The sequence below is a fragment of the Desulfosporosinus nitroreducens genome (assembly GCF_023897015.1).
Taxonomy (GTDB): domain Bacteria; phylum Bacillota; class Desulfitobacteriia; order Desulfitobacteriales; family Desulfitobacteriaceae; genus Desulfosporosinus; species Desulfosporosinus nitroreducens.
Window position 1 is genome coordinate 19007 of the sequence record NZ_JAMHFY010000038.1, and the last position, 14391, is coordinate 33397.

The 14391-nt window shown below is 42.8% G+C and carries 12 protein-coding genes; all 12 read right to left on the minus strand.

The genetic code is table 11. The annotated features are described in order from the left end of the window. Positions 1–22 precede the first annotated feature (22 nt). Positions 23–868 (minus strand): 3-hydroxybutyryl-CoA dehydrogenase, encoded by an 846-nt coding sequence (locus tag M8E35_RS24190; RefSeq protein ID WP_252473509.1) that lies wholly within the window; start codon positions 866–868, stop codon positions 23–25. Between the two features lie 338 nt (positions 869–1206). Then, the gene (locus M8E35_RS24195; RefSeq protein WP_252473511.1) at positions 1207–2943 is read right to left on the minus strand and encodes a sigma-54 interaction domain-containing protein; all 1737 of its coding nucleotides are present in this window, start codon (positions 2941–2943) and stop codon (positions 1207–1209) included. A gap of 160 nt (positions 2944–3103) precedes the next feature. Then, positions 3104–4243 carry an acyl-CoA dehydrogenase gene (locus M8E35_RS24200; RefSeq protein ID WP_252473513.1) on the minus strand — a complete coding sequence of 380 codons (1140 nt, stop codon included), beginning with the start codon at positions 4241–4243 and terminating at the stop codon, positions 3104–3106. A gap of 40 nt (positions 4244–4283) precedes the next feature. Continuing rightward, complete coding sequence (gene mmgA / locus M8E35_RS24205; RefSeq protein WP_252473515.1) at positions 4284–5471, minus strand: acetyl-CoA C-acetyltransferase; 1188 nt, start codon at positions 5469–5471, stop codon at positions 4284–4286. A 101-nt stretch (positions 5472–5572) separates the two neighbouring features. Beyond that, positions 5573–6871 carry an acetyl-CoA hydrolase/transferase family protein gene (locus M8E35_RS24210; RefSeq protein ID WP_252473517.1) on the minus strand — a complete coding sequence of 433 codons (1299 nt, stop codon included), beginning with the start codon at positions 6869–6871 and terminating at the stop codon, positions 5573–5575. 175 nt (positions 6872–7046) lie between these two features. Continuing rightward, positions 7047–8282: a hypothetical protein gene (locus M8E35_RS24215; RefSeq protein WP_252473519.1), complete on the minus strand. Its 1236-nt coding sequence runs from the start codon at positions 8280–8282 to the stop codon at positions 7047–7049. 550 nt (positions 8283–8832) lie between these two features. Next, positions 8833–9597: an enoyl-CoA hydratase/isomerase family protein gene (locus M8E35_RS24220; RefSeq protein ID WP_252473521.1), complete on the minus strand. Its 765-nt coding sequence runs from the start codon at positions 9595–9597 to the stop codon at positions 8833–8835. A gap of 127 nt (positions 9598–9724) precedes the next feature. After that, positions 9725–11059, minus strand: coding sequence for an acetyl-CoA hydrolase/transferase family protein (locus M8E35_RS24225; RefSeq protein ID WP_252473523.1), 1335 nt, complete (start codon positions 11057–11059; stop codon positions 9725–9727). Between the two features lie 81 nt (positions 11060–11140). After that, complete coding sequence (locus M8E35_RS24230; RefSeq protein WP_252473524.1) at positions 11141–11800, minus strand: 3-oxoacid CoA-transferase subunit B; 660 nt, start codon at positions 11798–11800, stop codon at positions 11141–11143. After that, positions 11793–12467 carry a CoA transferase subunit A gene (locus tag M8E35_RS24235; protein WP_252473526.1) on the minus strand — a complete coding sequence of 225 codons (675 nt, stop codon included), beginning with the start codon at positions 12465–12467 and terminating at the stop codon, positions 11793–11795. The genes M8E35_RS24230 and M8E35_RS24235 overlap by 8 nt, the downstream gene beginning before the upstream one ends. A gap of 103 nt (positions 12468–12570) precedes the next feature. After that, positions 12571–13986, minus strand: coding sequence for a sigma-54 interaction domain-containing protein (locus tag M8E35_RS24240; RefSeq protein WP_252473528.1), 1416 nt, complete (start codon positions 13984–13986; stop codon positions 12571–12573). A 198-nt stretch (positions 13987–14184) separates the two neighbouring features. Then, the coding region (locus M8E35_RS24245) for an OB-fold domain-containing protein (RefSeq protein WP_252473530.1) at positions 14185–14391 on the minus strand (207 nt) is incomplete at its 5' end.

The following is a 14391-nucleotide window of genomic DNA, read 5'->3' on the forward strand; positions in this document are numbered from 1 at the left end:
TTGCCCTCCTTGCACGTTGGAGTTAAGCATTGTATTTATAGAAGCCGCGACCGGATTTCCGTCCAAGCCAGCCCGCTTTGACATATTTTCGGAGTAATGGGCATGGGCGATATTTATCGCCTAATCCCTCATGAAGGACTTCCATAATTGATAGAACCGTGTCCAAGCCGATTAAATCTCCTAACGCTAAGGGACCCATCGGATGATTCATACCTAATTTCATAACATTATCAATTGCCTCGACAGAGGCTATTCCTTCATAAAGCGTATAGACAGCTTCGTTAATCATGGGGATTAAGACCCTATTAGCAACAAAACCTGGGGCATCGTTGACTTCCACAGGGGTTTTACCCATTTTTAAGCTGAGATCTTCGATTGTTTTATACACTTCATCACTGGTGGCAAGGCCTCGAATAACCTCTACCAACTTCATCACTGGAACGGGATTCATGAAGTGCATCCCTATGACTCGATCTGGCCGTTTGGTAAAAGCAGCAATCTCAGTAATTGGCAATGACGAGGTATTAGTAGAAAGAATTGTATGTTCTGGGCATATGACATCCAGTTGAGAAAAAATCTGAGCCTTTATTCCCATATTTTCTACTGCTGCTTCTATCACCAAGTCAGCTGATACAGCATCCTGCAAAGAGATCGATTTAGTAATACGGCCTATGATCAGATCTTTTTCTTCCGCCTTGAGCTTTCCCTTTTCGATACTTCGGCTAAGATTCTTATCAATAATTCCGAAACCCCTGTTCACAAATTCCTCTTTAATGTCATTTAAAATGACCGAGTAACCTGCTTGGGCAGCAACTTGGGCGATTCCACCACCCATCTGTCCAGCTCCAATAACCATAATAGTCTTCACACTGAATCCTCCTTTTGTTTTATTACAAGACCTTCTATAGGTGATTAGGAATCTTACTGAATAATCTTGCAATTAACATGCCAACGAATATTCCGTATCTTCCGATAATTTAGTTTTCGCTGATATCAAGCATCTTGCCCTGTATCTCTTGTGAACCGACAAATTTTCGATAATTTAATATATGTACACATTTGTATACATATAAAAGACGACAACAACTCTGCGCTCTGTACTATAGCTAATATTAGACACTGTCTACAAATGGATACACCTGCCAAAAGTAGACATGCTTTAATTTCCTTATTTGGTTGAAATCCAGACAATTTATTTCCTAACTATTACATCTTGTGTAATTGATGCTTAATTAGTTTCTTATATAAGCCTGCTCTCGACAAACCCAAGGATTTTGCCGCTTGAACTTTATTTCCATTGGAATTTTTGAGCGCTATGACAAGGGCATCCTTTTCCACCTCATTAAGAATCGTTTCCAGCGACCCTTCAACATAAGGACGTGTATCATGACTGGCTATGATTTGCAGGTAGCTAGGCAAATGCTTAAGTTCAATTTCAGTGCCATCAACCATGTTGAAGGCCCTTTCGATAATATTCTCAAGCTCCCGGATATTACCTGGCCAGCGATGTTTCTTCAGAATTTCTTTTGCCTCATCCGAGATTCCCGTCACTGATTGGGCAAACTGAAGATTGAACTTCTTAATAAATGTTCTAATCAGGATTCCTATGTCATCTATCCTTTCTCGTAAGGGGGGAATCGTCAAGGTTACTACGTTTAAGCGATAATATAAGTCTTCGCGAAATTGTTTATCTCGAATCATCCCCTCGAGATCGCGATTAGTCGCAGCAACCAACCGGAAATCTACTTTATGAGATTTGTTGCTTCCCAAGCGTTCCACTTCTCGTTCCTGAATTACCCTTAACAGCTTAGCTTGCATACTCATTTCCATGTCTCCGATTTCGTCCAGGAAAAGAGTTCCTCCATTAGCCAATTCAAACTTACCTATTTTCCCCCCTTTCCTTGCACCGGTAAATGCCCCTTCATCATAACCAAACATTTCAGATTCGAGGAGATTTTCAGGTATGGCTGCACAGTTCACCTTAATAAAGGGACCTTCGCTGCGGGAGCTTTGCGCATGCAACAGCAGAGCAAATAATTCTTTCCCTGTCCCGCTTTCTCCCCTTAGAAGTACAGTCGATCCAGATTTAGCCACGCGCAGAGTAGTTTGTATCAAAGAACCCATGATGCGATTTCTCCCGTGCAAGAGCTCCAGAGCTGAAGAATTGTTCTCTGACACGGTCTTTTTATAATAGTCAAGTTCAGAACGCAAAGAATCAATCTTTTTGGTCAAAGCGTAGAGCTCGTTAACATCCTTAAAAACAACTTTTCCTAAAGCGCCTACAATTTTACCATCCTGCAAAATTGGAACTCTGCTTGCAATTATTTCATGTCCATTTAGGTCATGTATGTATCCATGCACTGGCTCGCCTGTTTCCAGAACTTCTGTAAATTTTGGGTTATCGTAAACTTCAGTGATAGGTTTACCAACCAGGTCTTCCGGATTTTGATCAAAAAAACTTGAAAATGCCTGATTCGTCATAGTGACAATTCCTTTTTTGTTCACCACAATGAGCCCGTCATAGGCTGTGTTCAGAACGACTTCAAGAGTACGTTGAAGTTGCTTGGTTTTCTCATGTTCGATTACTAAACTGTCAAGGACATTCTGCAGAATCGTAATGTCTTGAAATACAGCCACGGCCCCCACAAGTTCTCCATGAACATAGATTGGAGTTCGATTGCTTAATAAAATCGTATCATTAAGGGATAACCTCTGGGCTAACTCTGCTATTCCAGTATCGAAAACTCGCATTAACCCCGTTTCAGGAAAATGATCGGTGATAGGGTGCCCAATAATATTGCTGACTGGAATCTTAAGGATATTAAAAACTGCCCGATTAGCGTACATAATCATACCTTGAGGGTCAACAGCAATAATTGCATTATTTGTGTTATCTAATATTTCATCAAGGGTAATCGAAAAGTTTTGTCCCTCAAGCAACATTGGTTAAACCTCCTGCAATCTGATATTATCAAATAATTCGCCCAAAAAGAGAAAACTCCTCCTTATTGATATTCATCAAACGTTAGTGCTACTTCATAAAGCACCTCTTCAATTTGAAGAAGTGCTATGCGTTTTTTTCTCTTGCAGTCGGTCCAATTCTTTAAGCTCTCAGGTGCTTCGCCACAACTATTCTTTGAATCTGGTTTGTCCCTTCATAAATTTGGGTGATCTTGGCATCTCGCATATAGCGTTCAACTTTATACTCTTTGCAATAACCATACCCCCCAAAAATTTGCACCGCGTCTGCCGTCACCTTAACTGCTGTATCGCTCGCAAACATCTTGGCCATCGAGGCTTGTTTACTGTAAGGAAGTCCTGCCATCCTCAGAGAGGCCGCCTGGTAAATCAGCAGTTTCGACGCTTCGATTTGAGTCGCCATATCTGCAAGCATGAATTGAATTCCTTGAAAATTACCGATGGTTTGTTTAAACTGTACACGTTCTTGGGAATAAGCTAATGCCGCCTCTAGCGCCGCTTCTGCTATCCCCAAGGCTTGTGCGCCGATCCCAATCCGTCCGCCGTCCAGCAGGGACATCGCGACTTTGAAGCCTTGCCCTTCAGCGCCTAAAAGGTTTTCTGCCGGAACTATAGCGTCTTCAAAAATCAATTCACAGGTCGCGGATCCATTCAGGCCCATCTTTTCTTCCTTTTTCCCAATTTTAAATCCAGGTGTATCCTTATCGACCAGAAAAGAAGTCACTCCATGCGGCCCCTTCCCTCGATCTGTAGAAACCATGACTAAATAGACGTCCGCATAACCCGCATTGGTGATAAAACGCTTTGTTCCATTGAGGATGTAGTGGTCTTCTTTACGTATTGCAGTCGTTTGCAGGCTAGATGCATCTGAACCAGCATTGGCTTCTGTCAAAGCGAATGCTCCAATAAATTTACCACTTGCCAGATTTGGAAGATATTTTCTCTTCTGCTCTTCAGTTCCAAAATAAAGAATTGGAAAAGTCCCCACAGACGTATGCACTGCTAAGATAACAGCTGTAGAAGCACATCCTTTGGCGATTTCTTCAATAGCCAAGATATAGGATAAGAAGTCCGAACCTGAGCCGCCGTATTCTTCCGGGATAGGTATCCCCATCAGTCCAAGCTCACCCATTTTTCGAATGGTTTTTAAAGGGTATTCATGGGTTTCATCCGTGATCATTGCTAAGGGTACGATTTCCTCTTGGACGAAATCCCGCACCATCTTCTGCATCATTAATTGATCATCATTTAATTGAAAATCCATTCTCCCCGCCCACTTTCGATCGCAATTCTAGACTTTGTCCTTACTCTCCGTACACTTCCAACATGATTGCATCCCCCTGCGCAGCTCCGCTGCAAATCGCAGCAATCCCAATTCCGCCCCCACGACGACGCAATTCATAAATTAAGGTCATAATGACTCTTGCTCCACTCGCCCCAATGGGATGCCCTAAGGCAATAGCCCCTCCATTGACATTGACAATCGCTGGATCCCACTTAGCTATCTTTTGACTTGTGAGGGCAACTGCCGCAAAAGCTTCATTAGCTTCAATTAAGCTTATATCCTGAATGGTCATTCCTTTTTGTTTGAGGAGTTTATTGATGGCCAGTCCTGGGGTTGTGGCAATATAGGTCGGTTCCTGTGCTACACTGGCATGCCCAAGTATTGTCGCCAGAGGCTTTTTACCCATTTCACGCGCCTTTTCCTCACTCATTAGAACCAATGCACCGGCACCATCATTAACCCCAGGGGCATTCCCTGCTGTAACAGTTCCATCTTTTACAAAAATAGGCGGTAACGCTGCAAGCTTTGCCAGAGTGGTATCTCGTCGAGGTCCTTCATCCTTAGCAAAGCAAAGTACCTCCCCTTTTCGTTGCGGGATTTCTACCGCAGCAATCTCATCTACAAACTTTCCCTCTTCGATAGCCTTAGAGGCCAATAGTTGGGACCTCAGTGCAAATTCATCTTGTTCTTCACGTGAAATTCCATATTCTCTGGCTACAGTTGAGCCGTGTACTGCCATATGAACATTGTGAAAAGCACACCACAGTCCATCATTTACTACTAAATCTATTAGGCTGTCATTTCCCATACGATAGCCAAAGCGTCCCTTTGTCAAAGCAAATGGTGCATTAGACATACTTTCCATTCCACCGGCAATAATAACATCCGCGTCTCCTGCGCGTATGATGGTCTCACCTAAGGTCACAGCTCGCATTCCGGAAGCACATACTTTGTTGATCGTCTCTGAGGTTACTTCCAATGGGAGTCCGGCTTTGATACTCGCTTGCCGCGAGGGAATCTGTCCTGCTCCACCCTGGATAACCATCCCCATAAGAACATTATCTATCATGTCTCCCTGAAGATCAGCGCGTTTAAGCGCTTCCCGAATGACATGTGCTCCAAGATCAACCGCCGAAATATCCTTTAAACTTCCGCCCATTGTACCAAAAGGGGTTCTTACTGCACTTACAATTACTGCTCTAGACATTTAATCTCTCTCCTTACTCGTATTGCCGCGTTCCTCTCTACAAAAATTATTATCTCATATTTCGGAATATTTTTTACAATCATTTTTTTAATTTAAAAAGTTTAAAGTAAATTTATTTTCTTTGCCGCTTCCGTAAGTTCTTCACGAAAACTTGGGTGCGCAATAGCAATTAGCGCTTTCGCTCGTTGCTTAGCAGATTTCCCTCTTAACTGTGCCACACCAAATTCCGTAACAACATAGTTTACATCATTTTTCGAGGTCGTTATAGCTGAACCTGGGGTTAAGGTCGGAGTAATCCGAGATATTTTCCCGTCCTTCGCAGTGGCAGGAAGAACAATAAACGATTTTCCGCCCTTGGAACGATTTGCCGCACGTACAAAGTCTGATTGCCCTCCAGTTCCGCTGTAAGGGGTACTGCCCATGCTCTCAGAACAACATTGACCCAAGAAATCCACTTGCACGGAAGCATTAATTGTGACTAAATTATCATTCTGTCCAGCAAGGCATGGATCATTTGTAAAGTCGACCGGATGCATCTCCAATTGGGGATTGCGGTTCATGAAATTGTAGAGACGTTTTGAACCTAAGGCAAAAGTTGCAATAACTCTACCCGGTAAATAATTCTTACTTCGATTCGTAACTGCTCCGCTTTCAATCAGAGTTAAAATTCCATCTCCAAACATTTCAGTATGAATGCCTAGGTCATGTTTATGGGTAAGTTGCATCACGACAGCATCTGGGATTGCCCCGAAGCCGATCTGAATTGTAGAACCATCATCGATTAAATCTGCCACATATTTACCAATCGCTTCCTGAACAGGACCAATAACAGGCAGTCCGACTTCCGTAAGCGGGGTTTGATCTTCTACGATGGCTGAAACCTGAGAAATGTGGACTAAACAATTTCCATTAGCGTACGGAACATTAGGATTCACTTCCAGAACAACAGTGCGTGCTTTTTGAATTGCAGCCATTGTATAATCTGTACCTAAGCTAATAGAGAAATACCCGTGTTCATCCATTGGCGAGGCAAGAGTAAAGACAGTATCAACAGGAAGAAGTCCATCTTGAAACATTCTAGGCATTTCACTAAAATAACTTGGGATATAATCAATCCATCCTTGCTGGCCTCCTGCTCGCGTTGCGCCTCCTAAGAAATATGCCACGTGACGGACATGTTTGACTGTTTCAGAATCAATATATCCGAACTTTCTCAAAGGAAGAATCTGAAATACCTTAACATCATGATACTCCCGACGATGCTCAGATAAAGCTGTCAAAAGCGCTGGTGGTTCTCCCACTCCTGTTGGTACCACAAGACAGTCCCCATTCTGAACCAGTTTGATCCCCTCTTCAACCGTACGAAGCTTATCTTGGTAAATTTCTTTAATCTTTGACATCTTCTCACCCCACGTATTATTTCAAATCAATATCCTTGACCCTCACTTCTTGTAATCGGGCACGTCTCTACTTCGCTTTGGGGGAGACTCCGACTTCGCAACCAGTGTATTTTTAGATAGGCGGCTCAGCGAAGCCAACCCTTCAGCGATAGTATTCGTTAATGTTTGTGCTTCCTTAATGAGAGCTTGACGTAGTTTTTGATTCCACTACATCCACATGCTCTGCAGTCGACTTGTAAAAAGGAACTTTCGACATGAACCAATCGTTAAAGAGAAGCGGGATAATCGCCCAGAAAAGCCACACCAGCGGTTTGTTGGCATGATTAGAATACTCAGGCTTCAGTCCTAATAACGGTAAACATACAGAGTAATAGATGAAAAACTGGGCCACTGCAAGTACACCAACGATCCCTGTCCTAACAAACCACCCAACAACACTTCCCCATTTTTGAGGCCAATTGTCAAAGTAATGGTTCCAGATCAAAAATGGGAACAAGGTAAACCCAGCAAGTGTGGCAGTATTATAATAGCGCCACGCCAAGGACGCTGGCCCGTCAGATGCCTTCGGATCTACAGCACCCCATACTGCACCCATTCCAAACATCAAAATCTTGACTGTCACATAGGCCATGACAATTATAGAAATAATGGCAACCAGCCCGCTCCAGGGTTGCTTTTTAACCAGGTGGAAGGGCTTTCCTGACCATACATTTGCCGTCATGAAAAGGTAAACAACCATCCATTCCCAGATTCCAACCACGTAGTTCAAGTGTGGAACACCATCAAATATTCCCCACCAAGGAGCAGCAGCTGCTAAAGGTTGTTTTAAAACCACACTTACGTAGAAGGGGAAGATAAGTGCACCATAAGCCAAAAGCGTAATGACCGTGGTTAATGACCACTCTGCCAAACCTAGGGCAGGTTGGGTCAGTTTTCCCCCCCAAGGCCATTTTTTAAAGAGAATTGACCAAAACGTATAGGTGACAAAACCCATTAGGACAAACATCGTAATGGCTCCGCCAACATATTCTCTGGCGTGTTCGATACTTATGCCCTGTGCAACCAAGGCCTCAACACTCCAAAGCGGAAGAATGAGCTTTCCAAGAAAGCTTTGAAATACACCATAAATTATGACGTAGGTTCCTATTATATTAACCCCAATCATCACAATTCCTCGTGTCACTGGTTTAAGCTTCTCAAAAGGCCAATTTCCAAAAACAATATGCTGCCAAGCACCAAACAAGATCATCCAGGCTAAAAACTCAAGCATAGGGTGTTCATAGTTCTTAAAAATTCCATGGGGAGATGATAATATAAACCAAGTTATCAGTGCGATGAGTAAAAAAGAAGCCGTTGAAATAATACCGGTTAAGGGCTGACCCCAGCGAGCTTTCAATTGGTGATCCGACATTAATATACCTCCTCTAAACATTTCGTTCCTAGGGCTTAATCCTTGAACTTAACAATGCCATCATTGATTTTCTTTAGGCATTCCTCCCTTTTGTTTTAGAAAGAAGTGTTGTCTGATTAATATCAGAATATACATAATTATCTGCAATATTTGTGCCATACTAAATATTCTGAATTATATTTCGCCCTTTTGCCTTCCTATCAAGGATTTTTGGAGTTTTTGCATAGGCTAATTACGAAAAAACCCAATCCGATACATGTGCACACATGTTTACACTTTATAGCGTAAGTTCATATGGTTGCTTCAATATCCTGGCCTTGCATCGATGCCTACTTTTTGATACATGTATTCATTTTTAAACATGTATCAATATTGCTAAATAGCAATTTTAACTTTTTCACTCTTCGTCCATCGGGAATACCAATTTATAACAGGTTCCTGCCAAGTGCGGGTCTATTAGGTACAGGATACAACTCTAACAAGAGGGTTCAATAGTAGAAAAAGTGAAAAGTATGCATATTAAATATTTAAGTTTAAAGTCAGTCTAATCCTAAAACTTAGGCTTGCGTTTTTCCACAAAAGCGGTCATACCCTCCCGTTGCTCAGGAGAAGCAAAACATAATCCGAATAAAGCTGCCTCTAGCTGTAATCCTTCATTAAGAGAGCCTTGTAATCCATGTTCAATTGCTTCTTTAGCTAATCGAATTCCATTGGGCGATCTACTTGCTATACTCTGGGCTAGTGCGTCTACTCGCTCGATAAGCCGGTCGTGGGAAACGACTTCATTTACTAGCCCCATCGCTAACGCTTGGAGAGCACTAAATTGATTACCTGTAAGAATCATCTGTTTTGCATAGCCTGGACCGATTAAACGTGTCAAGCGTTGTGTACCGCCGAACCCTGGGATAATACCTAACTTTACCTCAGGTTGAGCAAAACAAGCTTTTTCACTTGCAATTCTTAGATCACAAGATATTGCGAGTTCCGTACCACCACCCAAGGCGTACCCTTGAATTACCGCAATTGTAGGACACCTCAACTCTGAAATAGCCGTAAAAACGCTTTGACCAAATTTACCCCATTTTTCACCTTCGAGAGGGGTCATAGAAAACATATAGTTTATATCTGCGCCAGCAACAAAGCTCTTCACACCGCCACCCATAAAAATAGCAACCCTTACATTTTCATTATTTTGAATGCTATCAACAGCCTGCTTCATTTGAACTAAAACGCTTTCATTCATAGCATTAAGAGCTTCAGGTCGATCAATTACAACCCTTGCTATATGTTGATCAATCGTTAGAGTAACGCCCATAACCCAACCCCTTATCTTAATATAATTTTGATCATTTACTCTTTACGCTAATTGAAAAATTCCTTGTCTCTCTTATTTTTTATCTCACTAAAGTAGATGAGTATCCATTAGAGTTAGACGCCTTAACTTAACGACTATGACATTGACGCCAAATCCTCAGCTTTTTTGCCTGAGCGATCAATTCTTCTCTGAAATCAGGATGGGCGATTGAAATCAAAGCCTCTGCTCGCTGCCAAGTCGACAACCCTTTAAGATTAACCTTTCCAAACTCTGTGACTACAAAATGAACAGTCGTCCTAGTATCCGTAATCACAGAGCCCCATGTCATAAGCCCTTTAATGCGGGATTTAACTTGTCCCTGTTTATCTATATAGGTGGATGGCAAACAAATAAAGCTCTTTCCTCCTTTAGAATTATAAGCGGCTTCCACAAAATCAAGCTGTCCGCCAGAACCGCTCAGCATATTGGAGCCAGCTGATTCAGAACATACTTGACCTGTCAAGTCGATCTCCAAACAGCTATTAATTGAAATTAGGTGGTCGTTTCGTGAAGCATTACATGGATGATTAGTGTAATCTACAGGATAAGCAGCCAAAGATGGATTATTCTTCATAAATTCGTAAAGTTTTTGGGTCCCCGCCGCGAAAGAAAAGACAATTCTGCCTCGGTCTAGTTGTTTGCACGTACCATTAACTTTCCCTGCTACAACCATATCTACAAAACCGTCAACTAGCATTTCAGTGTGAATTCCTAAATCCTTAAGATCTGATTCCGCAATCATCAGTCCTAAGGCATTAGGCATTCCCCCAATTCCCAACTGAATACAAGCGCCGTCCATAATCTCAGGCAATACATATGAGGCAATTTTTTTATCTATTTCAGAGGCAGGCGCTGAAGGTAATTCTGGAAGTCCCCTGTGCCCTCCTTCAACAACATAGTCAACCTTTGAAATATGGACCATATGGTCATATCCACCATGGATACTCGGCATATCTTCATTTACTTCAACAATGACTACACGAGCCTTTTCAATCGCTGCCGCATAATGAGATACCGTAACCCCAAAGCTGAAATACCCATGTTTGTCCATTGGGGCAACTTGAATAGCAACAACATCTGTCTGTAAATTCTCACGGAGCCAGCGAGGCACCTCCGAATATTTAATAGGAATATAGTAAGCTTGACCATTTTGGACTAATTTTCGTTCGCGCCCGCTAAGATGCCAACTATTCCAAGTAAAATGTTCTCCCGTTGGATCACTCTCCAAGATGGCCGACGGCTTGAGTAGAACAGCTGCACGAATATTCACATCGTTTAGTTCTTTTACCCGGCGGGCTAAAGCCTCATCTAACAAACACGCTATACTTGCTGCCCAACAAAACTCAATCCAATCTCCACTTCGAACCGCTTTTACCGCTTCATCCGCTGAGACACACTTGTTACGGTACTCTTCAATATACATAAATACCCTCCTTAGCCTTTTTTACAATTGAGTACGAGATTCATCTTACCTTGCAAATCATACTTTTTCACAAATACTACGTCATACTTCTACTATTTCAGATTCGGGTGTAAGCAGAATAGCTTCTGTGCAAGCTTGCACTTCCGCAAACGTTAAGCCCGGTGCGATTTCCCTAAGGACCAACCCCTTGGGAGTTACTTCAATCACTCCCATATCCGTAACAATCAGATTAACTTGTCTCGATGCTGTCAAAGGCAAAGTACACTTCTTCAAGACTTTTATGCCTCCATTCTTAGCCGCATGCTCCATTGCAACAATGACTCTGCGCGCACCGACTACTAGGTCCATTGCTCCACCCATTCCAGGTACCATCTTTCCCGGTATCATCCAGCTTGCTAAATTTCCATCTTCATCTACTTGAAGAGCTCCTAACACAGTGGCATCCACATGACCTCCCCTAATGATGGCAAACGACATGGCACTGTCAAAGCTACAACCACCCGGTAAGATGGTAGCATATTGACCCCCAGCGTTAACGGTATCAGGATCTTCTTTTCCGGCTTCCGGGACAGGGCCAACCCCCATATAGCCGTTTTCAGACTGAAGAATAATTTTTATCCCCTCTGGTAAAGCGTTCGCTACCCTAGTAGGAATTCCGATCCCTAAGTTGACAACATCTCCAGTTTTAAATTCTTGAGCCACTCTTTTTACAAGCCAGTCTATTCTTGCTTCCTTATCCAACACTGCTCACCTCCCGAGGCTGTTTCTGAACCAGATAATCCACAAAGATGCCTGGAGTCATGACTTCATCCGGGTCGATTTCTCCTACTTCGACTATTCGATCCACTTGAGCAATAACAGTATCGGCGGCTGTTGCCATTAAAGGATTAAAATTACGAGCTGCGCGACGATAAACGAGATTACCGGCCTTATCAGCTTTATAGGCATTTAATAAGGCTACATTAGCACGAACTGGAAGTTCCAGAAGATATTCAGTATCATTTACGACAAGCTTCTGCTTCCCTTCCTCCACAAGAGTTCCAATTCCAGTCGGAGTTAAAATTCCTCCTAAACCCGCACCCGCAGCCCTAATTTGTTCAACTAATGTTCCTTGGGGTATTAGCTTGACTTCAAGCTCACCAGCGGACATTTGCCTTCCAGTCTCTTTGTTAGTGCCTATATGCGTTGCAATAAGTTTATTTACGCATCGTTGCACGATGAGTTGAGACATTGCATCCCCGAGGATACCCGTATCATTGGCTATAAGGGTCAGCTCTTTGACTTGCTTCCGGCAGACCTCTTCAAGGAGTTGGCTGGGAGCTCCACATCCAATAAACCCTCCGACCATTATGGTCATTCCATTTTCAATCTTGCTGATTGCTTCTTCAAGACGTATAACTTTTGTCATTGGTTAAATCCAACCTCCCTTGTAAATTAATCATTCTTGGGATCTAACGAAATAATAATCAGGTCTCTACATCCATCTACAAATCAAGATCTAATTGGCCTATTCATGGCATTTCTGCTAAGGTTGCAGTTCGCCTTATCCCCAATCTTTTGCATTTTCTCAAAAGAGTGGAGATGTCGATACCGAGAGCCTGTGCGGTCGGCCCGAGCTGTTTGTTTTGCTGGAAGGCTCGCTCAATCCATTGCTTTTCGGTTGCCGCCACTGCCGCTTTCAGCGGAATTACTTTCCGATTGTTTTCACTCGAAGGAACGGTCAATACAACCACCTCACTAGCCTGTCGAATCTTCTCCGGTAAATCCGCTTTCTCAATTAGACCCGTTTGGCTTAGTACAACCAATCGTTCCACGACATTTTCCAGTTCACGCACATTTCCGGGCCAAGAGTATTCATATAAGCAGTCCATTGCTTCAGGGACAAAGCTCAGATTGCGATGATATTTTTTACAGAATTTGTCCAAGAAGGACAAGGTTAATACAAATATATCCTCTTTTCGTTCTCTTAAGGGCGGTATTCCAACAGGTATGACATTTAGTCGGTAATAGAGGTCCTTACGAAATGTCCCATCATCCACCATCTTTTCTAAATCTCGATTAGTGGCGCATACAAACCTAATGTCCATCGACCGAGGCGTCGTTCCTCCAACTCGTAGAATTTTATGGTCTTGTAATACACTAAGCAGTTTTACTTGGAGAAATAGGGGCAACTCTCCTATCTCATCCATGAAGGCTGTGCCGTGATTGGCTTGATCCAGCAATCCCGGCTTGCCCTCTCGTTTCGCACCTGTGAACGCTCCCCCCTCATAGCCGAATAATTCTGATTCCATCAATGACGATGGAATCGCGCTGCAGTCCACCTTTATGAACTTTCCTTTCGTGCTTCGACTGCTATGCTCATGGATCAACGAAGCTATCAGTCCTTTTCCTACCCCAGACTCTCCGCTGATCAGCACCGTTGCGTCAGAATCACCGATTCTGGGTAATGCATCTAACATTCTTTGCATTTTAGGATCGCGTACCGTTACCAGCTCAGTGCTCACAGCAGAGCCATAGTTTTTAAGAATCTCTCTGTACTGCTTGTTAAGTTGTTTAGAACGCTTTAATTCATCTTTCAATGTATTTAGTTCACTTAAATCACGCACCTCGCACACCACGTTTATCAATTTGCCGTCTTTATCAAAGACTGGATTACCAGTTACTAAGGCCTCGCAACCACTTGGAAAGATAATTACTTTGGATACACGCTTTCCACAGCGAATAACCTCAATTGTCGCAGAGTCTGATATCAAGTTGTCATCTATCAGAGTGCTAACGTTCCGTCCCACGACATTTATGGGGATCCCCGTAATATGCAAGAAAGCTTCATTATGTGCCAGACAGTCTCCTTGGGAATCTGTAATATAGATGCCATCACTAATTGAACGAATCATAGTTGGAAACGTCATTTCTGGATTCCAGATCATTTATCCCCCCACCCTACGCTATGAGTCTTTACCAACTATGTCATACACTTGAAAACTTTTCGTTACTTCCAGACAGTATTTGAATGAACCTCACCAAGTGACCAGGGAGATTAAAGAAGCGATTATCTGAACAAACTGCCCCATATGGAAATCTCCCTGTACGTTGATCTTCACTTGTAATGATTGTGTTATGAGTTATCAAGCGGGAACAAAATAGACGTCAGTGGGTTTGAACTGACTTAATCGTTTAAACTTTGCTTGAATATTCATGCCGATTTTGACATCTGCAGGGGCTACTCCGATCAGACGGGATAGAAACAAGGTATCGACCCCCGGCCACTCGACCATAATGAGGGTAAAGGGGGTTTCTGCCAAAAACTCTTGCCCTCCAAAGTAACAGGTTGT